Source organism: Winogradskyella aurantiaca, assembly GCF_003362725.1.
Lineage (GTDB): Bacteria > Bacteroidota > Bacteroidia > Flavobacteriales > Flavobacteriaceae > Winogradskyella_A > Winogradskyella_A aurantiaca.
In genome coordinates, this window is the sequence record NZ_QKTV01000006.1 from 56,871 (window position 1) to 82,504 (window position 25,634).

19 protein-coding genes are annotated in these 25,634 nt (G+C 38.3%); 13 read left to right on the forward strand and 6 right to left on the reverse strand.

Going from position 1 to position 25,634, the window contains the following annotated elements; genetic code table 11:
- Positions 1-45: 45 nt before the first annotated feature.
- The 5 genes from DN064_RS10790 to DN064_RS10810 all read right to left on the reverse strand — a co-directional run bounded on the left by DN064_RS10790 (position 46) and on the right by DN064_RS10810 (position 7,315).
- Positions 46-342, reverse strand: a complete 297-nt coding sequence (locus tag DN064_RS10790) for a thioredoxin family protein (protein ID WP_115462669.1) — start codon at positions 340-342, stop codon at positions 46-48.
- 100 nt (positions 343-442) lie between these two features.
- Positions 443-1,672 (reverse strand): metallophosphoesterase, encoded by a 1,230-nt coding sequence (locus DN064_RS10795; protein ID WP_115462670.1) that lies wholly within the window; start codon positions 1,670-1,672, stop codon positions 443-445.
- 40 nt (positions 1,673-1,712) lie between these two features.
- Positions 1,713-4,184 carry a beta-mannosidase gene (locus tag DN064_RS10800; protein WP_115462671.1) on the reverse strand — a complete coding sequence of 824 codons (2,472 nt, stop codon included), beginning with the start codon at positions 4,182-4,184 and terminating at the stop codon, positions 1,713-1,715.
- Positions 4,174-4,863: a copper homeostasis protein CutC gene (locus DN064_RS10805; RefSeq protein WP_115462672.1), complete on the reverse strand. Its 690-nt coding sequence runs from the start codon at positions 4,861-4,863 to the stop codon at positions 4,174-4,176. The genes DN064_RS10800 and DN064_RS10805 overlap by 11 nt, the downstream gene beginning before the upstream one ends.
- A gap of 145 nt (positions 4,864-5,008) precedes the next feature.
- Positions 5,009-7,315: a beta-N-acetylhexosaminidase gene (locus DN064_RS10810; RefSeq protein ID WP_115462673.1), complete on the reverse strand. Its 2,307-nt coding sequence runs from the start codon at positions 7,313-7,315 to the stop codon at positions 5,009-5,011.
- Between the two features lie 41 nt (positions 7,316-7,356).
- Here DN064_RS10810 and DN064_RS10815 point away from each other — a divergent pair, with 41 nt between their 5' ends.
- Genes DN064_RS10815 through DN064_RS10825 form a run of 3 tightly spaced genes read left to right on the forward strand, consistent with a single transcriptional unit; the run spans position 7,357 to position 13,019 of the window.
- Positions 7,357-10,305, forward strand: a complete 2,949-nt coding sequence (locus DN064_RS10815) for a GH92 family glycosyl hydrolase (protein ID WP_115462674.1) — start codon at positions 7,357-7,359, stop codon at positions 10,303-10,305.
- Positions 10,306-11,985: an MFS transporter gene (locus tag DN064_RS10820; RefSeq protein WP_115462675.1), complete on the forward strand. Its 1,680-nt coding sequence runs from the start codon at positions 10,306-10,308 to the stop codon at positions 11,983-11,985.
- A gap of 20 nt (positions 11,986-12,005) precedes the next feature.
- On the forward strand, positions 12,006-13,019 hold the full coding sequence (locus DN064_RS10825; protein WP_115462676.1) for an isoaspartyl peptidase/L-asparaginase family protein: 1,014 nt from the start codon (positions 12,006-12,008) through the stop codon (positions 13,017-13,019).
- On the opposite strand, the gene DN064_RS10830 is transcribed toward DN064_RS10825, so the two are convergent.
- Positions 13,016-14,416, reverse strand: a complete 1,401-nt coding sequence (locus DN064_RS10830; protein WP_115462677.1) for an aldehyde dehydrogenase family protein — start codon at positions 14,414-14,416, stop codon at positions 13,016-13,018. The two genes, DN064_RS10825 and DN064_RS10830, sit on opposite strands and share 4 nt — an antisense overlap.
- A 286-nt stretch (positions 14,417-14,702) precedes the next feature.
- On the opposite strand from DN064_RS10830, the gene DN064_RS10835 reads away from it, so the two are divergent.
- From DN064_RS10835 to DN064_RS10880, 10 genes are all read left to right on the forward strand, one after another.
- Positions 14,703-14,960, forward strand: a complete 258-nt coding sequence (locus DN064_RS10835; protein ID WP_115462678.1) for a hypothetical protein — start codon at positions 14,703-14,705, stop codon at positions 14,958-14,960.
- Between the two features lie 116 nt (positions 14,961-15,076).
- On the forward strand, positions 15,077-17,929 hold the full coding sequence (gene polA / locus DN064_RS10840) for a DNA polymerase I (RefSeq protein WP_115462679.1): 2,853 nt from the start codon (positions 15,077-15,079) through the stop codon (positions 17,927-17,929).
- 12 nt (positions 17,930-17,941) lie between these two features.
- Positions 17,942-18,637 carry a DUF2490 domain-containing protein gene (locus tag DN064_RS10845; protein WP_115462680.1) on the forward strand — a complete coding sequence of 232 codons (696 nt, stop codon included), beginning with the start codon at positions 17,942-17,944 and terminating at the stop codon, positions 18,635-18,637.
- A 24-nt stretch (positions 18,638-18,661) separates the two neighbouring features.
- Positions 18,662-19,618, forward strand: a complete 957-nt coding sequence (locus DN064_RS10850) for an L-threonylcarbamoyladenylate synthase (RefSeq protein WP_115462681.1) — start codon at positions 18,662-18,664, stop codon at positions 19,616-19,618.
- A gap of 141 nt (positions 19,619-19,759) precedes the next feature.
- Positions 19,760-20,644 carry a transporter gene (locus tag DN064_RS10855; protein ID WP_157962295.1) on the forward strand — a complete coding sequence of 295 codons (885 nt, stop codon included), beginning with the start codon at positions 19,760-19,762 and terminating at the stop codon, positions 20,642-20,644.
- Position 20,645: 1 nt separating this feature from the next.
- Entirely contained in the window at positions 20,646-21,746 is a 1,101-nt protein-coding gene (locus DN064_RS10860; RefSeq protein WP_115462683.1) for a DUF3179 domain-containing protein, read from the forward strand.
- A 67-nt stretch (positions 21,747-21,813) separates the two neighbouring features.
- Complete coding sequence (locus DN064_RS10865; protein WP_115462684.1) at positions 21,814-22,920, forward strand: T9SS type A sorting domain-containing protein; 1,107 nt, start codon at positions 21,814-21,816, stop codon at positions 22,918-22,920.
- A gap of 23 nt (positions 22,921-22,943) precedes the next feature.
- Positions 22,944-23,411, forward strand: coding sequence for a hypothetical protein (locus DN064_RS10870; protein ID WP_157962296.1), 468 nt, complete (start codon positions 22,944-22,946; stop codon positions 23,409-23,411).
- A gap of 21 nt (positions 23,412-23,432) precedes the next feature.
- The gene (locus DN064_RS10875; RefSeq protein WP_115462686.1) at positions 23,433-24,842 is read left to right on the forward strand and encodes a hypothetical protein; all 1,410 of its coding nucleotides are present in this window, start codon (positions 23,433-23,435) and stop codon (positions 24,840-24,842) included.
- A gap of 53 nt (positions 24,843-24,895) precedes the next feature.
- On the forward strand, positions 24,896-25,627 hold the full coding sequence (locus DN064_RS10880; RefSeq protein ID WP_115462687.1) for a DUF2092 domain-containing protein: 732 nt from the start codon (positions 24,896-24,898) through the stop codon (positions 25,625-25,627).
- Positions 25,628-25,634 lie beyond the last annotated feature (7 nt).

A 25,634-nucleotide genomic window follows, 5' to 3' on the forward strand; every position in this document is an offset into this window, starting at 1 on the left:
ATGGGCATCTTTAAGCATTGCCCTAGCTTAACGAATTAAAATCAACTAAACGTATTCTTGAATTATTCCAATTAGAGTATTGGCATCTTGCTCCCCACTATGGCGCCATTTCATTTCGCCATTTTTATAGATTATAAGTGTAGGTAGCCCTTTAACTCTAAGGGCCTCAGCAAGTTCTTTATTTTTATCAACATCAATTTTAATAACCTTCGCCTTATCTCCTAGGGCTGCGGCTACATCTCGAAGTACTGGATGCATGGCAATAGAGGGATCGCTCCATTCTGTATAAAAGTCCAACAGAACAGGTACATCAACATCAATAATTTCGCCAAATTTTGACATAGCTTTATGTTTTTAGCATCATTACAAACCTAATCAAATTATCTAACTTCAATTTATTTGGTTTATAATGAGTCATATAAAGATAAATATTTCTTTATAATCATGCTGTTTTAGTCCCTGATTTGAGCTCTATCACTGTGATCTCGGGCCAAATACCAACACGTCCTGGATAGCCAATGTATCCAAACCCACGGTTAACGTTTAAATACTGCCCCATCTCTTCATAAATGCCAGCCCATTGTTTGTATCGCCATTTCACTGGACTCCATTTAACCCAGCCGGGGATTTCAATACCAAACTGCATTCCATGAGTGTGCCCACTTAGTGTTAAATGAAAATGATAATCGTTTGGAATCACCTCGGCTTCCCAATGGCTTGGATCATGACTCATTAAGATTTTAAAATCTTCAGACGCTACATTGCTCACTGCTTTTTTGAGGTCTCCAGCTTTTTTAAATCCTCCCTTTCCCCAGTTTTCAACACCAATTAAAGCCAATCGTTGATTGTCTTTTTCAATAAAACGACTTTCATTTAGTAATAGATCAAATCCAATATCCTTTTGGATTTGCTTTAAATGTTCCAAATTAGCAGCCTTGGCACTATCTGAATCCCAACTCACATAATCTCCGTAATCATGATTTCCCAAGACTGAAAACACACCATCTTTAGCTGTTAGCTTAGAAAAAACTTCTTTCCAAGGCAACATCTCTTTGGCCTTATTATTGACCATGTCGCCCGTAAATAAAATCACATCAGATCCCTGATCATTAATGAGATCAACAGCGTAGTTTATTTTGTCAGGATTGTCGAAACTTCCAGAATGGATATCACTAATTTGGGTTAGCCGGTACCCGTCAAAGGTCTTGGGTAGATCCTCAAAATGTAAGGTATACTTAAGTACTCTATAGTTGTATTTACCGCGGTACATACCATACAACAGGGATGAGAAAGGAATGGCAGCTAAGCCAAGAGCTAACTGACTTACAAATTTTCGTCGTGAAGGAACATGAAAACTCGTTTTAGAAGACACCAATTTATCATAAACACTGAATGCCCCTCTTATTAGGTCCTCACCAATTAGAATAGGAACAATCACGAGATTCAAGGCCATAAAAGACAGTAAAAACCCGAAGGCATAACTTTTGGCAGGGCTTAGTACGCTTCCGTCAGATGTAGAAGAAAATTGATAAATAAAATTACCGAGGACAAGAAGTGCTACTCCTAAATATACATAATACCAAATGCTTTGTTTGGTAACAGTTTTAACCGCTTGAAAACCGTAAATGGCCAAAAGCGCATATATAAGTATGAAAACTATCCAGCGTGTCACGCAATTCGTTTAAAACAAATGTACATATCTGCTTTTCGACTTATCTTATGAAATTGTTAAAGCTTATAGCCTGAAGTCCTGTAATAGAATCAGTTTTACATTCAAATAAGATAGTTTTAAGCTGATTTGGCAAAATATCAATAAAATTCTCTTTAAAATGCCCTTCCTGATCCGCCGATAGATAGACATCTTTCTGTAACACAGCACTCTCCATTGTAATTTCAAACCCCTCTTTAACCTTTTGTGAGGTTATTGTTATATCAGCCTGTGGTAACTTAAGGTCTTTCGGGGAAGTCAAATAAAACAGTCTGGATTGATTTTTGAAAGTTACCTCCACAACCACAGCATCTCGATCTATATCTTTAGAACTAATGTCTAGTTTCCATTTTAAATCATTGGACAGAGAAGTCATTTTTATGGGTTTGGCATCTTCAAATATGGTGTTTCCATAAAAGTCCAAGATTTTTAATGCTAGAATTCCTGTTTGGGACTCTATTCCATCATTGATTAGCCATATCTCTAACTGATTCAGATCATTAAGTTTTGGACTGATCAACACATTTTCAAAACCCTGTTTGGCTTTATAGTGGAGCGCTTTCCAATGACCTAAAAAGTCAATACTGGACCAGGAAATAGCTGGCCAACAATCGTTGAGTTGCCAAAAGAGGCTCCCCATATTATAAGGTTTGGCTCTGCGATGGGCCTCAATGCCTTTGGTGATGCCATAGGCCTGCACTAATTGAGACATGTAAATATAATCTTGTGGATCATCTAGAACTGGAAAATCATGGGTCATATACTGATCTATCAATTGAAAACCACGACTGTGCTTCTGATGGTTGATAACCGCATCGGTATTCAATTGTAAGGAATCGGAATCATTCATGAGGTTAATAACCTCTTCACTTGGAAAGGATTGAAAACCAAACTCACTCATAAATCGTGGTACGTGTGCTTCAAAATGTTCGAAAGGGTAGCCATCATGCCATACCCACCAGTCATGTGCATCCCCTTCAAATTCATACTGTGGATTTCCCCGACCAAATTTTGGTGAGGATTCCCAATAAGGCACATTGGTGTAACTGCCAACAATTTGTGGTAACAAGCTATCAAATACCTTTATATAGTTGTTCCAAATCTCTAATTTTTCTTCTTCAGGTCTACCATCCTGCCAGCCCCAACGATGCCAGCCTTCAGAATTTTCGTTATTACCACACCACAAGACAATAGAGGCATGATCCCTAAGCCTTGAAACATTGTCAATAGCCTCTTCCTTCACATTGCTTAAAAACTCCTCGTCTCCCGGATACATGGCACAAGCAAACATAAAATCCTGCCATACCATAATTCCTTTTTCATCACAGAGTTCATAGAATAAATCGTCTTCATAAATACCTCCACCCCAAACGCGAAGCATATTCATATTAGCATCAACCACGTCGTTTAATAATTGAACATAATCCAAATCCTTTACATTATTTTGAAAACTGTGTTGGGGTATGTAATTAGCCCCTTTAGCATAAACTGGAACACCATTAATTTTAAAATAAAAGGCAGTACCTAAACTATCTGGATCCGTCACTAGTTCTACCTCCCTAATACCATATTTAGTCGATAGGGTATCCAGAACGGTATTGTCATCTTTAACAACTACTTTGATATCATAGAGATAAGGATCTCCAATATTGTGCGGCCACCAAAGTTGAGGATTTTTAATGTTTAGCTTTAAGTTCCTATTTAACGAAGGAAAAGTATCTCTTAGCGTTTTGACAGGCTCATTATTGAGTAAAACCTCAAATTCTAGATCTGGTTCATGAGTGTTGCTAGTTGAAAAACTAAGATTCAAAACTGCTAAAGAATCTGAAATCTGATGGTTTGATATAGCGAGATCTCTTATGCGCCCTTCATTACTAAATACCAACTCAATGGGACGCCATATACCCACAACATTGAGCTTAGGTCCCCAATCCCATCCATATTGAAATTGTGCTTTTCGCGTAAACACTCGATTACCTTCGGGCAGCTCATAATTGAGTCTGTTCTTTGCAATCGCTTCATTTTTAAAAGGTGATTCAAGCACAACAAGCAACTCGTTATTGGTTTTAAGCAAGGCCTGAGGTTGCAGCTTCCACGATCTAAAAGCATTATTGGAATTTAAAATAAGACTGTCATTTAGGTAAACTGAGGCATAGGTGTCCAAGCCCTTAAAGTTTAATTCAATGTCTTTTTTCTGGAGTAGTTCTTCAGAAAGTGAGAAGTTGGTTCTGTATTCCCAATTGGCTTCTGACACCCATTGGACCTCATCTTCATTGGTCCCTACAAAAGGATCTTTAATCAATTGATGATCCATAAGGTCGGTAAAGACATTACCAGGTACAGTCGCCGTTCGCCATAAGCTATCACCCTGTTGCCTGAATTCCCAGTTATCGTTCAATTCTATAGTGATAGGCAGATCATACTTGGTTTCACAGCCAAGGATCAATAATATGATTAACCAACAACTATAGCGCATTAAGAAGGTCTTTAATTTTTTGTGGATGCGAGATTGATTGTGGGACAGCGAATAAGTCTGAATTTTGATCAACGGGAACTGAGGCTGAGGCATGCACTTCTGTAATCCCAATTGCTTTAAACTTAGCGACATTTTGAGCTGTTATTCCGGAGCCTGCCATGATTCCAATACGTCCATCCGCCTGCTGAACTAATGCCTCTAAAAGCTCAAGTCCGTCCTCCGCCTTTAGTTTTTGACCTGAGGTCAGTATGCGCTTGACGCCCAATTCAATAAGCTGTTCTAAAGCTTGAAATGGATCTATAACCTCATCAAAAGCTCTGTGAAAGGTAAAATCCAAAGACTTAGCCAGGTTCATCAGCTCTTGGATGCGAGAGGTATCAAGGGTCCTGTCTTTGTTCAAAACTCCTGAGACAATGCCCGATGCTCCAACGGCTCTGCACAATCCAATATTGGTTTTCATGACCTCAAATTCTTCCTCAGAATAACAGAAATCACCAGATCGTGGTCTTATAAGCACGTAAACAGGAATCGACAAGGCTTTAATCGTATGCTGCAATTCTCCATAAGAAGGTGTGAGACCACCAACCGATAATTCGGTACACAACTCAATGCGTTGAGCACCGGCAGCCTCCGCGTTTAAAGCCGATTGGTAGGAATTCACACAGATTTCTAAAGTCATTGTTCTTTCGTCATGTTTAAATTGTTACATCGAGTGATTTTGATCTTTCAAAATCGTATCGAGATGTCTTGTTCTCGATACAACCCCATTTTTATGGGGTCACCTGCCCGAATGATAATCAGTCAAGGCGGACCCTAACTGACATCTATTCAATAATTATTTCATCAATAAAAGTCCAGGCTTTTTGACCGGCTCCTTGTTTGCCTTCAGGGATGGTTCCGTAATTAGAGACTTTCAATTGGATATATCTCACCCTATTAGAAGGCGCTTCAAAATTTGGAACCGAACAATAATGATTTAATGCAAACCAACGTTCATTATTCTTATAAGGTTCTAATTCCATAGTTTTTCCTAATTGCACCTCATTTTCATCAAAAAAACTAAGACCAACAGAATTTGGAGCGTATATCCATTGTCCCTCTGAATGAAAAAATCTTGTATCAACGCATTCCACTTCTTGAGCTTCGCCTAAATCAATATTTATCTCAATATCTTCTCCCCAGAATCCTAGCCATTCTTTATCACCGTAGCGATTGTCGGAACCTGAAACGCCATTAATCAAACCTTCTGGCCCACTACCAGAATACGCCTGGTGTGCTGTTTTATTAATGCTAATTTTGGCTCCAACACCTTTGTGAAAATTGATATATTGCTCAAAGACCTTGCCCAGAGGCTTATTACCTTTAAAGATCTGTGCCTTGATTGTAGCGCTGTTTGCAATAGGAATTGGACTTGTATAAACTGTGGACTCTTTATCTGGATCCGATCCATCAAGAGTAAAAATAATGGTCTTTCCTTTTGAAAGCGTTTCCAGTTTATAAGCCGCCCCTTCGTCATCGGAGATCATTTCTCCATTTATCTCATACAAGTGATTGGCATAGTTAATATCCAATGCCTCTAATCGGGCATGAAACTTTTCCACACGCCCCAAAAAATCATTATAATCTTTTCTTTCAGGATTGGTCCAGACCACCTCGCTCATGGCCAATATTCTTGGGAAAGCCATATACTCAACCTGTTGGGTCGTGGGCATGTATTCGGTCCAAATATTACCCTGAGCTCCCCAGACATATTGGGCTTCTTCTGGGGTTAATTCTTCAGGAATAGGATTAAAATTATAGACCTTCTCTAAGGGCAAAAAGCCACCAATAGCTAGAGGTTCTTCCTCGTTTTCAGACTGATAATAATCAAAATAGCAATGCGACGTTGGCGTCATCACCACTTGATGCTGCTGCCTTGCGGCAGCAATGGCAACCGAGGTGCCCCGCCAACTCATAACGGTGGCATTGGGCGCTAGACCGCCTTCTAAGATTTCATCCCAGCCTATAATTTGTCGGCCTTTAGAGTTTAGGAATTTCTCAATTCTCGTGATAAAATAATTTTGTAACTCGTGCTCATCCTTTAAACCCTCATTTTTCATTAGGTCCTGGCACTCCTTACAAGCCTTCCATTGAGCTTTCGGGGCTTCATCACCACCAATGTGTATGTAGGTGCTTGGAAATAAATCCATGACCTCATCCAGAACATTTTCAAGAAATGTAAAGGTGGCTTCTTTAGGACAATAAATATCTTCAAACACCCCCCATTTGGTGGCTACTTCTACTTCTTCCCCTGTGCAGCCCAATTCGGGATAGGCAGCAATTACCGCCTGGGAATGACCAGGCATTTCAATTTCCGGAATTATGGTCACAAATCGTTCCTTAGCATAGGCGACTACTTCTTTTATCTCCTCCTGAGAATAATAACCACCATAGCCCATTCCATCAAACTGGTGGGGTTGATCGCTATAATGTCCAACCAATGTTTCTTTCCGAAAGGCAGCCACCTCCTGAAGTTTGGGATATTGTTTTATTTCAACACGCCAGCCTTGATCTTCAGTCAAGTGCCAATGAAAAGTATTCATCTTTAGCATGGCCAAGGCATCAATATACTTTTTAATAAAGGCCACCGGAAACATATGCCGGCCCACATCGAGATGCATTCCGCGGTACTCAAATTGAGGAGCATCCTCTATACGAAGGCAGGGTAACTCATAGGTCTTTAATTCTTTGCTTCTCGCTTCATAATTTGGCGGCAAAATTTGTCTTAAGGACTGCACCGCATAAAAGGCACCTTGATCTGAACTGGCTTCAATCCTAATGTGATTTGGTCCAATCTCTAATGCATAAGACTCTTCGGCTAAGGCATCATTCTTTACGAAAACCACATCATCACCCAATTCAACTTCTATCCCCGCGACTTGCAAATAAGATAATAAAAATTGACCTGAGGTTTTGAAATCTTCGGTATAGGCAACACCTACTTTTGAAGCTAAGCTAAAATGTCCTTCTTCTAAGGTCACCTGATCAGGTTGGGGGATTATTCCTTGATACTCTAATCGCTCAGCCGGCTGCGAACAATTAACCAAAAATGTGAATAAGAAGAGAATTGATAAGAATGGCTTGCTCGGCATTTTAGTATATTAGAGTCCTTAAAAATAGCAACTCTTTTTAAATGAAATATGCCCTTCTTGTTCTGGGATTAGCACTTTTCCTAAGTTCTTGTGATTCCAGATCGGAAATTCCCCCAGCACAAAAAGACCAAGCACTCATCAATTATGTGAACCCATTTATTGGAACTGGAGGACATGGCCATACCTATCCTGGGGCCAGCATGCCCTTTGGTATGATGCAACTCAGTCCAGATACACGACTCGATGGATGGGATGGTTGTTCTGGATACCACTATTCAGATTCATATATTTATGGGTTTTCACACACCCACCTCAGTGGTACTGGAGTATCGGATTATGGAGATATTTTATTGATGCCAACCAATGAAATCATTTTTAATAATGGCACCAATCCTTCAACAGTCTCAGGACAGGTTGAGAAAGGCTATGGAGCTCATTTCTCGCATAAGAATGAAATTGCAAAACCTGGTTATTATAGTGTGCATTTAGATTCTACTAACATTGATGTGGAACTAACAGTCAGCAAGCGCAGCGGCATACACAGGTACCAATTTCCTGATGCTGAGAACCAAATAGTAATCCTTGATTTAGAACACCGGGATCAATTGTTGGATTTCAAGTTTATACAAAACAATGATTTCAGCATTAGTGGCTTTAGGCATTCAAAAGCCTGGGCCACAGATCAAATGTTATTCTATTACATGGAGTTTTCGCATAAAATCGACGAGTCCCACTTTAACGATCCTAACAAGCCTTCAATAATAGCCTTAAAATTTATAAATCCAAAAAACGAGCCTGTTCTAGTCAAAATAGCGATTTCTGCTGTGGATATTGAAGGGGCAAAACAAAATCTAAAGACGGAAATTGGGGATAAAGGTTTCGAGGAGGTAAAAATAGAGGCACAAAAAGCCTGGGAAAGTCAATTGGAAAAAATAGTGGTTGAAAGCGATAATCAGGACTACAAAACCAATTTCTATACAGCCATGTATCACAACATGTTGGCGCCAAACCTCTATCAAGATGTCGACGGCCGCTACCGTGGTATGGACCTCGAGGTACATCAAACCCAGGATTTTGACTATTACACGGTCTTTTCCTTGTGGGATACTTACAGAGCTACGCACCCTTTGTATACCTTAATTGAGCAGGAGCGAACGAATGACTTTATCAATACATTTTTAGCTAAATACGATGAGGGAGGTATTATGCCTATTTGGGATCTTTCAGCCTGTTATACCGGATGTATGATTGGTTATCATGCGGTTCCAGTAATCGCCGACGCCTACCTAAAGGGCATTAGGGGATACGATTCCGAAAAAGCTTTGGAAGCCATGAAACATTCCGCCATGCAGAACAAACTCGGCTTGGAATCGTATAAGAAAATGGGCTACATCCCCGTAGAATTTGAAAGCGAATCGGTATCCAAAACCCTGGAATATGCCTATGATGATTGGACCATCGCACAAATGGCCAAGGCCATGGGAAAGGATGAGGATTATAAGACCTATTTACAGCGCGCCCAATCCTACAAGAACATCTTTGATCCTAGTTCTAAATTCATGAGAGGACGTTTTAGGAACACTTGGTTTGCGCCTTTTGATCCTTATGAAGTTAACTTTAACTATACAGAGGCTAATGCTTGGCAATACTCTAACTATGTGCCGCAAGACATTTCAGGATTAATAGAATTACATGGCGGTAAGACAGCTTTTGAAGCACATTTGGATGAAGTTTTTTCTGCCAGTAATGAAACCTCAGGCCGCAACCAGGCCGATATCACTGGACTTATTGGGCAGTATGCTCACGGTAATGAACCCAGCCATCATATGGCGTACCTCTACAACTTTATTAATCGGCCGCACAAAACTCAGGAAAAGGTTCATCAGATTCTCACTAAACTATACACCAATTCACCCGATGGTATTTCTGGAAATGAAGACTGTGGACAAATGAGCGCCTGGTACATTTTATCATCTATGGGCTTTTATCCGGTAACACCTGGAAGTAATCATTACATTATTGGCACCCCTTTATGGGAACGTAGCACTTTTAATTTAGAAAACGGAAATCAATTTACTATTGCGACAAATAACTTATCGGATACTAATATTTATGTAGAATATGTAAGACTCAATGGTAAAAATCTTGACAGGTCTTACCTCACCCATGATGAAATTATGGCTGGTGGGGTTCTTGAATTTGACATGACTGATAATCCGGCTGTATGGGGGAGTAGAGCTGGTCAAGAACCCAAAACCGAGATTAATGAACACCTGATTGTTCCCGCACCTTATATAGCATCGGGAGATGTCGCTTTTAAAAATGAAACTGAGGTCAGATTAGAAACAATAGATACTGAATCTAAAATATATTATCGTTTAGGTCATAAAGGTGCATACCGAGAATATAAAGAACCAGTTAAAGTTGTTCAAGCTGTAAATCTATTTGTTTATGGTGAAAGAAATGATGTAAAAAGCTCAATAGTTGAAACTGAATTCTACAAGATTGATCCAAATATTTCTATTAAACTAGATACCGAATATGCCAACCAGTACAATGCAGGAGGTAATGACGCCTTAATCGATGGCATCGTTGGCACCGAAGACTTTAGAACGGGCACCTGGCAAGGCTATTGGAATGAAGACGTAATTGCGACGGTGGATTTGGGTAAAACAACTCCATTATCGAGCATTACAACTTCGTTTTTAAGAGATCAGCGCAGTTGGATTTTTTTACCAACTCAGCTTAGTATTTACACCTCAACTGATGGTCAAAACTTTAAAAAGGTTAAGAACTATAAATTTGAAGCTCCATTTAATACCGAGGAGGTTGAGATAAAAACTATCGAGCTCAATGATCCAGGACCTGCAAGATATGTTAAACTCGTTGCCAAGAAATTAGGAACTCTGCCCGAATGGCATCTTGGTTATGCACATGATGGTCGCAGCTGGATTTTTATAGATGAAATACAAATAACTAAACAACCATAAATGAGTCATCAAAATAACAAATCGGCCTTAGCTACTCTGGTCACGGTCTTTTTCTTTTGGGGTTTTATTGCCGCATCAAACGGAGTCTTTATTCCCTTTTGTAAGACCTATTTCAACATTGATCAATTTCAATCGCAGTTAGTGGATTTTGCTTTTTATGGGGCTTATTACATTGGGGCCTTACTGCTTTTTGTAATATCCGGATCTGCAAAGAAGGACATCCTGAATAACTGGGGCTACAAAAATGGTATTGTCTATGGCTTGCTATTATCTGCCATTGGGGCTTTTGTTATGTATCCCGCCACATCTGGGGCTGAGCAAGGGCAGACCAATGTATTCTACCTGGTATTAATAGCTTATTTCGTAGTGGCCCTTGGCTTCTCGTTACAACAAACCGCTGCTAATCCATTTGCCATAGCTTTAGGAGATCCAAAAACGGGGTCGCATCGGTTAAATCTAGCCGGTGGTATTAACTCCTTTGGAACCACTATTGGACCCATTGTAGTTAGTCTAGTGATCTTTGGTTCTGCAACTTGGAGTACAGATGAACTAGCAGGTATGATTGCTGATAATAAAATCACCTTAGTAACAGTACAAACCCTTTATCTTGGTGTAGGTTTATTGTTTCTAATGGCAGCAGCCTTATTTTATTTTTCAAAGAAACTTCCTGCACTTAAATCTGAAACAGCTTTTGAATCCGCGAATAAAGCGCGAAACTTACTTCTTATTTTAACCATTATTATTGTAGCCTGTTTTAGCTACATCTTTAGCACCTATTCAGGCGAGGAGCTAACAGGTGCCGCCTTAGAGGAAGTTGAAAACACCAGGTTAATCGTCTTATTTGTAGCGCTGCTCTCTGTGATTGTAGCCATCTTAACAACATTCAGGAGTGCAGTCAAAAAACCGGAAGGATGGGGCGCTATGAAATATCCCCAATTAGTTCTGGGTATGCTGGCTATTTTCACCTACGTTGGTGTAGAAGTAACCATAGGATCTAACCTGGGTGAATTATTAAAGCAAGCCGCAGGTGATACTGGATTGAACGCGCTTAAACTACCCATTTTAAATGACTCTCAACTAGGAAGCTACATTTCGCTTTATTGGGGGGGGCTAATGATTGGAAGATGGGTAGGCGCTATAACAGTGTTTAATCCAAGTAAAGGATTGAAGAAAGCCCTACTAATAATCGTTCCTTATGTAGCCTTTGGGGTTATTATTCTGGTGAATTCCTTTAAAACGCCGTTCACATCAAACGAAATATTATTCTTTGCTATTTGTATAGCCGTGCAAATTATTGGTTTCTTTTTGGCTAAGGACAATCCTGTGACAACCTTGAAAATATTTAGTTTTCTAGGTATTATTGGAATGTTAGTTGGTCTTTTTACCCACGGGAATATTGCCTTATTTGCATTTTTATCAGGAGGCTTGTTCTGTTCTATTATGTGGCCTTGTATTTTTACCTTAAGTATCGCCGGTCTGGGCAAATATACCTCACAGGGATCTACTTTTTTAATTATGATGATTCTTGGAGGAGCTATTATTCCACCAGTACAAGGAAAACTTGCCGATGTATTTAGCATTCAGTCCTCGTATTGGATTGCTGTTGCCTGTTTTGGATATCTGCTGTTTTACGCTTACCGCACTAAATTGGTTCTTGATAAACAAGGAGTAGACTACTAACCAAACAAACTCACAAATACATGAAACGAAGAGAATTTATTAAGAATACGACCCTAAGTAGTGCAGGCTTAGCTTTAGGGACTTCACTAGCGTCGTGTAACAATGTACCAGGGGAAGTAGATAAAAACACAAGCACGGCCATCAGTTCTGAAGCGCCAACTATTCCTGTTGTTCTTGCCACCTGGCATGTGGAAGCGGCAACTACTAAGGCAATGGAAATCCTCGAGAATGGCGGTTCTGCTTTGGATGCTGTAGAACAAGGTTGCAAAATTGAAGAGGCTAATGAAAAGGGACAATCTGTAGGTAAAGGTGGATTACCCGATCGGGATGGTCACGTCACTTTAGACGCCTGTATTATGGATCAAAATGGTAATTGTGGTGCTGTTGTGTATTTAAAAGACATTACCCATGCTGTCTCTGTTGCCAGAAAAGTCATGGAAGAAACGCCACATGTGATGCTTGCTGGTGAAGGGGCACGACAATTCGCTATTGAACAGGGCTTCAAACCCGAGGATCTCCTAACAGAAGCCTCAAAGGAAGCCTGGAACAAGTGGAAGGTGGAAGCTAAATACAAGCCAATTATCAATATTGAAAATCATGATACCATTGGAATGTTAACCATAGATAAACAGGGAAATATATCTGGAGCTTGTACTACAAGTGGTTTAGCCTACAAAATGGCAGGACGGGTTGGAGATTCACCAATTATAGGTTCAGGACTATTTGTTGACAACGAGATTGGTGCTGCCGTGGCCACCGGGTTAGGTGAAGAAGTAGTTAAGACAGTTGGTAGTTTTCTTGTTGTTGAACTTATGCGCCAAGGCAAAACCCCGCAACAAGCTTGTGAAGAAGCCATCAGAAGAATTGTTGACAAACCCAACAGTAATTATAATAACTTTCAGGTTGGTTACATAGCCGTTAATAAAAGAGGCGAAACAGGTTGTTACTCTATCCACCAGTATTTTAGTATGACTAAATTCCAGAATGGTAAAAACGAACAAATTCAATCAGATTTCTTTAATAAAGAAGCCTAGAACCATTTGACAGCAAATTTTGTAAGCGCTTCTGTAAATCCAGTATATGGCGGGAATAACATTTCTGTAACACCAAAGGTATGTTGCTTCATGAGGGCACGTTTGTTGCTAAAGGCCTCAAATCCAAAAAATCCGTGTGACTTTCCAACCCCACTATTATTAATCCCACCAAAAGGTAACTCGTGGTTTCCAAACTGAATATTACTATTATTAACCACAGTACCACCAGCTTTGGTATTCTTAATGATGGTTTTAATGTTTGCTTTACTCCTACTGTAAATATACAAGGCCAAAGGCCGCTCTTTTGTATTAATATAGCTAATGGCGTCATCTAAGGACCTGTAAGTTACAATTGGTAAAATAGGGCCGAATATCTCATCCTTTAGCACAGAGGCCTCAGGATCAACATTGTCAATTAAGGTAGGTGCTATAAAACGGCTGGCCGCATCTACTTGACCTCCTGCTATTAGTTTTCCCCCACTACTGACAGCATTTTCTATATGCTGTTCCAGGCGCTTATAATGCTTGTCCGAAACAATTCGGCCATAGGACTCCGAAGACTTTGAATCCTCACCAAAAAAAGTGACCAACCATTTTTTACATGACTTGAGGAACTTATCTTTAATACCTTCCTCTACCAGAATATAATCGGGTGCCACACAGATTTGTCCGCAATTAAGAGATTTGGCCCACATCAATTTTTTAGCAGCAGCGTCCAGATTGGCAGTTGAATCAATTATGGTAGGAGATTTACCTCCAAGTTCTAAAGTAACAGATGCCAGATGTTTGGCAGCCGCGGTCATAACAATTTTACCAATTGCAGGAGATCCTGTAAAAAAGATATGATTAAAGGGTAATTCCAATAATGCCGTAGATGTTTCCACAGCACCTTGAAACAAGCTAACTTCCTCTTCCTTAAAAATAGTTTTTACTATATCCCCCATGACTTCTGAGGATCTTGGAGTCACTTCGGAAGGTTTTATAATTACAGAATTTCCTGCAGTGATAGCCGAGGCCAAAGGGCCAAAGGTTAAATTAAAAGGGAAATTCCAAGGTGAGATGATAAGGCAGACCCCTTTGGGTTCATGAATGTAAGAGGATGAAGCTCCCAACATGGCTAATGGGGTAGCAACCTTTTTAGGTCTCATCCACTTATGCAAGTTGCTTTTAGCATGCTTAATAGTCCCTATAATCTGGAATATTTCAGTAAGCTCAGCTTCTACTTTGGGTTTTCCCAAATCAGTTGCTAATGCTTCTATAATATCTTTTCTATAGGTATGCTCTACTGCTCGGTGAAGTGCATTTAGCATTCTAATTCTCTGATTATAAGATATTTGACCTACTTTTTCTTGATGCTGTTTTTGCTTCTTAAAGCATTCTAAAAACTGTTTATCCATAAAAAATGTATTTAATCTATACCCATTTTACTGGGGATTCAAGCCGTTTTTGTGCATTTCATCGATGTTTTTAGCGATCACAATCCTTTTATCCAATGGATTTTGTATTTCAACTACAAATTTCAATGTTTATAGGGGCTGCGAGCCGTTTTTGTGCATTTCATCGATGTTTTTTGAAATACCCTTCAGATTAACCAAATATCTACGGTATTCATCCAAAAAATGCCATCCAAGGGGGGTTACAGGTGCATCTTTGAAACAGAATTAACAACAAACCCTACTTAAAATGAAAACTCTAATCGCCCTAATCGTCTTCTTAAGTTTCACAACTGTTTCTTTAGCTCAAACAACTATTATTTCATCTCAAGAGACTCAGATTTCAAATGTAGTTAAAGAAAATACAACTGTAGTTAAAAAAGCAACTACAACTAAAATGCAAAGACGCGTTAAGAAATTAAATCATAAGAAAAGTAACGAGATTATAAGTATTAAAGCTTACCGAAAAAGTTTAAACGTTAAAGTAAAAACTGTTAAGCTTTGCTAATTAAATAAACCCTAGAGAATAAACCCGAACTAATACTTCGGGTTTTTTTATGCCTTTATTTTATCCAATCCAAACTAATTTCTTTTGTAGCTTTATAGCTTAAAAATTCTCCTTATATGTCCAATCAAAAACGGCTCTTTTTAGTTGACGCCTATGCCTTAATTTTTCGCGGATATTATGCTTTTATCAAAAACCCTAGGATTAATTCCAAAGGGGAAGATACATCGGCAATCATGGGTTTTATGAATTCACTTTTAGATGTTATTAAAAGAGAGCGACCAGATCATCTGGCAGTTTGTTTTGATAAGGGTGGTAGTGCAGACCGTGTAGAAATGTATACTGAGTATAAAGCGAACCGAGACGAAACCCCGGAAGGTATCAAAACAGCTGTGCCCTATATTCATCAGATTTTACAAGCCATGCATATCCCCATTATTGAAAAGGAAGGATTTGAGGCCGATGACATCATTGGAACATTATCTAGACAAGCCCAGAATGAGGGCTATAAAGTGTTTATGGTAACACCGGACAAGGACTTTGCGCAATTGGTTACGGACCACATATTTATGTACAGACCAGTATTTGGAGGAGGCTATGAGACATGGGGAATTCCTGAAGTTCAAAAGAAGTTTGAAGTGGACACCCCAGAACAGGTAATTGACTTCCTTGGAATGATGGGGGATGCTTCAGATAATATTCCAGGACTTCCAGGAGTAGGCGAAAAGACAGCTAAAAAATTCATTAATCAATTTGGGAGTATGGAAGGGCTTTTGGCCAATACAGACCAATTGAAGGGAAAAATGAAAGAAAAAGTTGAGGCTAATGCAGAACTAGGAAAGCTTTCTAAAGAATTAGCCAGAATCATGTTGGATGTACCTGTACAATTTGATGCTAAGGATTTTGAGTTAGATCACCCCGATATAGAGAAAGTTAAGCAGATATTTCAAGATTTAGAATTTAGAAGGCTTACAGATAATTTTCTAAAAACGTTTGCCACCGAAACAGGAACTACCGAAAGCACTGATAAAAATTCAAGTAAAAACCCAAAGTCAACTGTGGTATCACAGACCTCTAATGCACCGGCTGGTGCAGGTCAATTCTCCTTATTTGGTGATGAAAGCTCCTCGGCTTCTACTCCATCATCGGATTATACCAGAAGTACCATTGAAAATACGTCACACTTTTATCAAAGTATAGATGGGTCGATGGCAACTAGATTGTTTTTAAAAAATCTGATGAACCAAAAATCTGTTTGCTTCGATACAGAGACTACGAGTATTAACCCTTTAGAGGCCGAATTGGTAGGAATCTCATTTTCTTGGGAAACAGGGAAAGGCTTTTATCTCCCCTTTCCTGAGGATCGGGAATTAGTACAGGACTTGATAGAAACATTAAGACCATTTTTTGAAAGTGAAACCATTGAAAAAATTGGACAAAATTTAAAATATGACATTAAAGTATTGGCTAAGTATGATGTCGAGGTAAAAGGGAAACTGTTTGATACCATGCTAGCACATTATCTCATCAATCCGGACATGCGTCATAACATGGATGTGCTTGCTGAGACATACCTCAATTACACCCCTATTTCAATTACATCATTAATTGGAAAGAAAGGGAAGAATCAATTATCCATGAGGCAAGTCCCCTTAGACCAACAAACTGAATACGCGGTTGAGGATGCGGATATCACCCTCCAATTGAAAGAACACTTTGAAAAGGAATTGGGAGCAGCTAACACACAAGCATTATTTGACGATATTGAAATTCCACTGTTAAGAGTATTGGCAGATATGGAACTGGAAGGTATTAATTTAAATAAGGAATTTCTGCAATCACTATCTGAAGTATTAGCCAAGGATATTACAAATTTGGAAAAAGCCATATATGAAGCCGCTGGAGAAGAATTCAATATTGCTTCACCCAAGCAACTTGGATTAATTCTATTTGAAAAACTCAAATTAGTTGATAAGCCCAAAAAAACTAAAACGGGACAATACTCAACAGCAGAAGATGTACTCAGCTATTTAGCTAAAGACCATGAGATTATTAAAAACATCTTGGAATATCGTGGTTTAAGTAAACTAAAAAGCACCTACGTGGATGCGCTTCCCAATCAGGTTGCGCCTAATACAGGTCGTGTTCATACAGATTATATGCAAGCGGTAGCTGCAACAGGACGCCTCAGTAGTAACAATCCTAATCTTCAAAATATCCCAATTAGGACCGAACGCGGACGTCAGGTCCGAAAGGCCTTTATTCCAAGAAATGAGAACTATACTTTGTTAGCGGCTGATTATTCTCAAATTGAACTACGCATAATTGCTGCCTTAAGCGAAGAACCTACAATGATTGAGGCTTTTAAACGCGGTGAAGATATTCATGCCTCAACGGCCGCTAAAGTATTTAATATTCCTATTTCTGAAGTTACACGTGAGCAACGTGGGAATGCTAAAACGGTCAACTTTGGAATCATTTATGGGGTTTCGGCTTTTGGGTTAAGTAATCAAACAGACTTGTCCAGATCTGAGGCTAAGGAACTCATAGATACCTATTATGCCACCTATCCTAAACTCAAACAATACATAAGTGATCAGGTAGATTTTGCTCGTGACCACGGTTATGTACAAACCATTTTAGGAAGAAGGAGATATTTAAAAGACATAAACTCAAGAAATGCTGTTGTTCGTGGGGCCGCAGAGCGCAATGCCGTCAACGCCCCTATTCAGGGAAGCGCTGCTGATATCATTAAGATCGCCATGATTAATATTCATAACAAACTTCAAGACGATCAGTATCAATCTAAAATGTTGTTGCAGGTACACGATGAATTAGTATTTGATGCGTACAAGACTGAGCTTCCTAAGCTTAAAGAAATGATCAAAACTGAGATGGAGAATGCTTATAAATTAGCAGTTCCCTTAGTTGTCGACATGGACATGGGTGATAATTGGTTAGAAGCCCATTAATTTTTTTATCAAATGAAAAAAAAGATACTCAGTTTGATATTGTTGATTGGCTTTGCAATCACTGGAAATAGTCAAAGCAATAATGGCAAACTTGGCGCATGGTACATGTATTTCTGGGATACCCAGATAAACGAATCTCAATTTGGGTTTCAAGGCGATTTGCAATATCGCAATTGGAATATTATTGGTGATCTAGAGCAATTACTATTGAGAGGAGGAGTTACTTACAGGCCTGTAAATACTAATATCAAATTTACAGTAGGTTATGCATTTATACTGACTGGAGAAGAAGGAGCTGACAATTCTGAAACCACCAATGAGCATAGAATATACCAGGAGGCCATATTCCCTTCTAAATTAGGTAAACGGCTTTATTTTAATCATCGGTTTAGATTTGAACAGCGCTTCGTAGAAACTCAGGACTTTAGAACACGAGTGCGTTATAACCTATTCCTCAATATTCCTCTTAACCAAGTGGCGCTCACAAAAAATGCTATATACTTGGCACTCTACAATGAAATATTTGTAAATGGTCAAAAATCAATTGGTAATGACCATACAGTTGAATTATTTGACAGAAACCGACTCTATGTTGGACTTGGTTACGCTATTAAGACTAATTTGCGATTACAATTTGGTTGGATGAATCAAACTACAGATGCAGTTTCCAAAAATCAACTTCAATTTAGCCTTCACCATGTTTTTTAATACTACTTGTTATTGAATTCTTGAATGAGCATAATATCTAAAGATCTTAACAGAGCAAAGCAATTACTCGAATCAAATGAGCTTGTTGCTATTCCTACAGAAACCGTCTACGGTCTTGCTGGCAATATCTATAGCGAAACAGCCATTAAACAAATTTTTAAAACCAAGGAACGTCCTTTATTTAATCCTTTAATTGTCCATATTCCAGATTCAGACTATCTAGAAAACGTAGCCATGGAAATTCCGGAGAAGGCGAGCAAGTTAGCCAAGAAATTTTGGCCTGGGCCTCTGACTTTAGTTTTAAACAAGAAACCAACCGTTCCTGTTTTAATAACAGCAGGAAAAGATACTGTAGCCGTTAGAGTTCCAAACCACCCTGTTACATTAAAACTCCTAAAAACTCTAGATTTTCCACTAGCAGCCCCAAGTGCCAATCCGTTTGGCAATATCAGTCCTACTCGCCCAGAACATGTGGAAAAGTACTTTTCAAAAAAGATTAAGATGGTCTTAGATGGAGGTGCTTGTAAAGAAGGTATTGAGTCCACTATTGTTGGGTTTAATGGAGAAGATCCTATTGTTTATCGCCTAGGAACCTTAAGTATTGAAGAAATTGAAGCAATTATCGGACCCGTCTCCATTCTCAACAAAAAGGAAGTTTTGCCCGACGCACCTGGTATGTTAGAGCGGCATTATGCCCCAAAAACAACAACTATATTATCAGATTCAATTCAAAAAACGCTTAAAACTCTTGAGTATAAAAAGATAGGTCTATTGTCGTTTGGCCCAAAAAAGAATTTCCCTGAAGTATCAACAGAACTATCATTATCTGAATCCAGTAATCTAGAAGAAGCAGCTCAAAAACTATATGATGCCATGCATCAATTAGATGCTATTGATCTTGATGTAATCATAATTGAGAAATTGCCAGAAACTGGAATTGGTCGTTCAATTAATGACCGAATCTTAAGGGCAACAAAATAATTATGTAAGCTTAATCATTTTCAAGCGTCCAAACTCTATGATAATTGTGGTTTGGTCTTCTTAAGAAACTTTTTTGTTGTAATCTCATTTATTTGCGCCGGAATAGCAAATGCTCAGACTTGCTGTTCAGGCGGGATTCCTTTGTCTAATAACATAGGCCTAAATTTTTCTGACGCTGATGCTACCCTCTTTAGTTTGAGTTACGATTATAATTACCTCAATACCTTAAAAAACAAAGGAGAAACTTTAAACGATAATTCCAGACTGCGAACAACAACTTCAATCCTTCTTAATATTGGGCATTCTTTTGGAACGAAGTTCACGGTTGAAGGCCTGTTTACATGGGTAAAACAAACCAGGCGTATTACACAATTTGGAAACCAAAACCTGGACCAAACCTCTGGTATTGGTGATGCTGTGGTTTTAGGTAATTTTGCTCTTATTGCTGACCCTCAACTACCTACCACACTTAGATTAGGATTAGGAGTTAAGGTGCCTCTTGGATCTACTACAGAGACAAACGATCAGGGCATTGTATTAAATGCCGATCTGCAACCTGGCAGCGGGGCCTGGGATTTACTCTATGTTTTAACGGCTATCCAACAATTGAATTTTAGACCTAGTCTTAGTCTATCTTTAAGGGCGGTATTCAGGCATACAGGCACTAATTCTGAATATCTTGGAAATTCAGCTTATAAATTTGGTAACGAATTCCAGGCTTATTTAGGTTTAGTAGATCAATTCCTTATAAAAAGTACCTTAATAAATCCAAGTCTTACGTTCAAATACAGAAATGCTCAAAAAGACAGGATAAACACCAATTCCCTTCCAAATACTGGTGGAAATTGGGTCTTTATAATGCCGAATCTCTCAGTTATTGTGGCCCGAAATTTAAATCTTTATGCTACTGCAGAACTACCGTTATATGCAGTTCCTGATGGTCTTCAATTAACACCAACATATAGAATAACAACTGGCTTCATTTATTCCCTTTTGAGTAAACCAAAAATTGAAAAATTCCAATAGTATGAAATTGATAAAATATGCAATCGTCCTTTCCTTAGTAATAAACTTCAGTTGCAGTGATGATTCCGAAGGTATCGGAGAGCAAGGAAATCAAGAAAATACTGAATCTAACGAAAATCCCAACGGTGGAACAGCGGGGTCATCAGAATGGCTTATTCCCGTTAATGAAGTTAGAGATGGTGGCCCTGGTAAGGACGGAATTCCATCCATTGATGATCCAAAATTCTCTTCCGTCGCATCTTTTGATTCTCAAATTAATGATAATGACCTTGTGGTGGCACTTAAGGTTGGAAATAATGTTAAAATCTATCCACACTTTATTTTAGACTATCATGAAATTGTTAATGATACATTTAGTGCAGATAGACTTACGCTTTCTTATTGCCCTTTAACTGGCACGGCTTTTGCTTGGGAAAGTCAAGTAGGTACTACATTTACATCATTTGGTGTTTCCGGACTTCTTTACAACGCCAATCTTATTCTTTATGATAGAGAAACGGATAGCAACTGGTCACAAATTTTGGAATTATGTGTCAATGGTGAATCAATCGGCCAGGTGCCTATTAAACATGAAGTTATTGAAACCAATTGGGGTACTATCAAGGCCATGTATCCGAATGCTCTTGTTTTAAATGCCGATACCGGTTTCTCAAGACCATATGGTACTTATCCCTATGGAGCTTATTTAGATGTGGATGATTTCTTTTTATTCACCCCTTCGATTATAAACCCTCAACTGCCCAATAAGCAAAGAATTCTGGCCGTAAAAGATGGAAATCGGGCTAAAGTATACAAGTTTTCTAGCTTTGAAGGTGGACGTGTTGTCAAAGATTCTTTTATAAATGACCGTTATCTAATAGTTGGAAATGCCGATGTAATGAATGCGTTCTTGCTCAGTGGTGATCAAAACAATTTGGAGTTTAATTTTGTACATAATGGTTCAGAAGCTTTTTTTGAAGACAATGAGGGTACTGTTTGGAACATCTTTGGAGAAGCTATATCAGGACCACGCAGTGGAACTATATTGCAATCAACAAATTCATTCATGAGTATGTGGTTTGCAGTTGCAGCTTTTTATCCAGACCCCATTATCTTCGAATAAGTAAATCGTTGGTATTCATTTGATTTTGGTCATTTTAATTATATTTTTATAATTAAGAAATAGCCTCATGATCAAGTATATCTGGATAAGCTTATTACTAATTACCATTAGTACTAGCGCACAACAACTACCAGTAGTCAGCACACTTAACAATAGTATAAATGAATCCTCTGGGATTGTATACGTCAATGATATTTTAATAACTCATAACGATTCTGGAGGTGGGAATGAACTTTATCAAGTAGACACAGCAACCGGCAATGTGGAACGAACAATTGTTATTTCCAATGCAACTAATGTTGACTGGGAGGATTTAGCTGCGGACGACACCTTTATTTATATAGCCGACTTTGGCAATAATTCTGGTAGCAGAACAGATCTTAAAATTTATAAAGTCCTGATAAGCGATGTTTTAAATTTCAATTCAGTAACTGCTGAGGTTATTGAGTTTTCCTATAAAGATCAAGTTGATTTCACCCCCACAACAGCAAGCACTGATTATGATGCAGAGGGGCTAATTAGTTTTCAGGATAATCTTTACATATTTACAAAACAATGGACATCTCAAAACACTAGTGTATATGAATTGTCCAAAACACCAGGCAACTATGAATTGGATATAACAGACTCGATTAATATTAATGGGTTAGTTACAAGCGGCACCGTAAGTATTGACGAGTCAACTGTTCTACTAACTGGATACAACATCTCGATTGTTCCATTTGGTTTTTCTCCTTTTATAATTGAACTAACCGGTTTTTCAGGAAGTCAATTTTCAAATGGTACTTCAGTAAAAACAAGTATTTCAACTCCTAACGGTTTATCAAGTCAAATTGAAGCTATTGCCCCATTAGGATTATCTGATTTTTACCTTACGTCTGAAGTTTTTAATTCCGATAACCCTGCTCTATTTAGCTACACCTCAAATTCGTTGGGTATATCTGATTCTAACCTCAATGCCACAGGTTTTTATCCAAATCCAAGTTCAGATATGATTTTTTTCAAAAATGACGTTTCAAGGGTGGAAGTTTACAGCTCCTCTGGTCAACTGATAATAGAGCAAACTCATGGAGACCCTATAATTATCACTAATATAGACAGAGGATTGTATCTTGTTGTCCTGACAAATTCTCAGGACAGATACAGTACCACACAGAAACTTATTGTAAATTGAATTCTATTAAAAATTCCAATCACATGAAAACTCTATTTATTGCCTTAACTTTTATGTTGATGTCTTTTCAAACAAATGCCCAGATGACCATTGAGGACTATCAAATGGAGCAGGAAATCTATAAAATGGAGAAACGAGAAATATTTGAAGAGTTTATAGGTGAGGTTGTTAACAAAGATTTTTGGGCCACTTACAACGAATATGAAGCTAAACGCTTTGACTTAGAAATGAGACGCTTTGAAATCGTTAAAAATTACTCTCAAGACTATTTTAATATGAGTAATGAACAGGCAGCTAGCCATTTGAAATTAGCCGAAAAACTAAACATCGATTTCAATAGACTTATGACCCAATACAGTAATAAGTTTATAAAGTCCCATGGCGGAAAGGTCGCCATGCAGTTTTATCAATTAGAGCTATATTTCTTGGCCGTTTCAAGGACAGAATTAATTGAAAACATACCTACGGTTGCTGAGATGTTGAAGGATTAATGACCTGGTGCGCAAAAACTTATGATAAAACTCTTCTTCAGGATTTGTTGGTTCTTCTTAATTTTTATAGCCTATGGACAGCAGGGAAATTATAAGTACAATCAATACGGTAACCGATCAATACTTTTAACTGGAAATGTCACAGGAAGTGTTACAGATATTGGTCTAACATATTACAATCCCGCCCGACTTTCTTTAATTGAAAACAACGGATTTGCTTTCAATGCCAGGGCCTTTCAGTATAATCAACTCAATATTGATCCTTTAATAACGGATGGTGACCCTGTAAACCGGGGGACATTTACTGGAGTGCCATCGTTGCTTGGAGGTACCTTTAGTCTATTTGATCAAAGATTTGCTTACGTTTTTCTAGCCAAATATCGGGTTAACAGAGATATATCCTCAACCTACTCTCAATTGAACGATAGAATTCTAGATGAATTTCCAGATGCTGAGGCTTACCTTTTAAAAACTAGCGTTGGAAATGACATAAGAGACGATTGGTATGGGCTAAGTTGGGCCAACAAATTAAATGACGATTTAAGTATTGGAATTTCCTTATTTGGCAGCTACTATAAATATCGTGGAATTAGGTCCTATAGCCAGGACTTTCAATTTACAACTGAGCAAGTAAGTTCAGAACAATTTCAATACTCATTTGATCAACGGTCTTATGGCTTCCATGTTAAAATAGGTGCCGATTATAGATTTGAAAAGGTCGACATAGGCATTAATATTAATTTACCTTATCTGGAAGTAGCAAGCAGCGGGAGTTATGGACTTTCTCTTGTTAAAGCAGGAACTCAAGACAATAGTGATCTACTGTTCGATTTTGAATCCGAAAATATTAAGGCTCGTCGTCGCATTCCTTATGGTATTTCAGCAGGTGCTGGTATAAAACTAGGAAGAAGTCGACTTCATCTTAATCTTGATTTTATGTCCAGCTTAAGTGAATATTCAAGATTGGACATTCCACAATTGGAAATCAATGGCCAACCTACAGATGTTATTTTCAATGAGAAAAGGCGGTTTGTAACCAATTTTGGTGTAGGAGGTGAATTGTATATTGAAGAGAATTTTTCAGCCCTATTTGGATTTAGTACAGATTTTGACTCGCTTGGAGGTGAGACTAACTACTTTGATTTGGTAACAACTAATGCTGACGAATTAAGTGCCGGCACTAACTATATCCATTTAAGTGGTGGTGTGGATTGGAAATTTAAATGGGCAAGTCTAATTTTTGGTCTTACCTATACACGTGGCACTAACAGTATTTCAATTTCTGATAATGATTTTATTGAACCGCCTAACACCGGTGTAGCAGATAACTCAAAAATTACTTCATCAAGAATTCAGTTTGTAATTGGTTTCGAAATCCCATTTATAAAAGGAATGTCATCCACCAACAACAATCGAGTAAACATTAATTAATGCTATATAATTCTTAATCAATTTTTTATATCTTTCTCCATCTTAATTAAATCATGATGATAAAACGTAACACCTTCATAATTTGCATATTACTGTCTTCATTTCTACAGGCTCAAAATACGGGCGAGGTTGACTCGATAGCCGTACGTCTACTGGACAAAATGACAGGAGTTATTGGCGATCTTAATTCACTTTCTGTTGATGTAAGAACCGAAAATGACTTTGAAAACGATCTTTTTGAAAACGAGCGCCATTTTGGAACCCATTCGATGAAGTTTAATGGTCCAAGTAAAATGACCATCCATAGTCATGGTGATAAAGGCAATAGAGCAATTTGGTATAATAGTGAATACCTAACGTATTATTCTTTTGATGAAAACAACTATGTTCGTTTTGAAGTACCTGATACTACAATAAAAATGGTTGATTCGGTGAATGCCAAGTTCGGAATAAAATTTCCAGCAATTGACATATTTTATCCTGACTTAACAGATGACATTCTGGACTATTTTGATCATGTGAAATTTTTAGGGCTTAAGACTGTTGAAAATGTGGAGTGCTTTCATGTCATGGCTTTCAATAAAGAAACGAGTTTACAAATTTGGATTACCAATGACGCTATGTATCTTCCTCATAAATATTTGTTTATTGAAAAGGACAATAATCACATGCAACACGAAGGAACTTTTGCTAACTGGTCCTTTAATCCTTACATACCTGATGAGGTATTTGAATTTACGCCACCAAAAAATGCCAAATTAATAAGTATCATGTCTAAATCTTAATTTCACA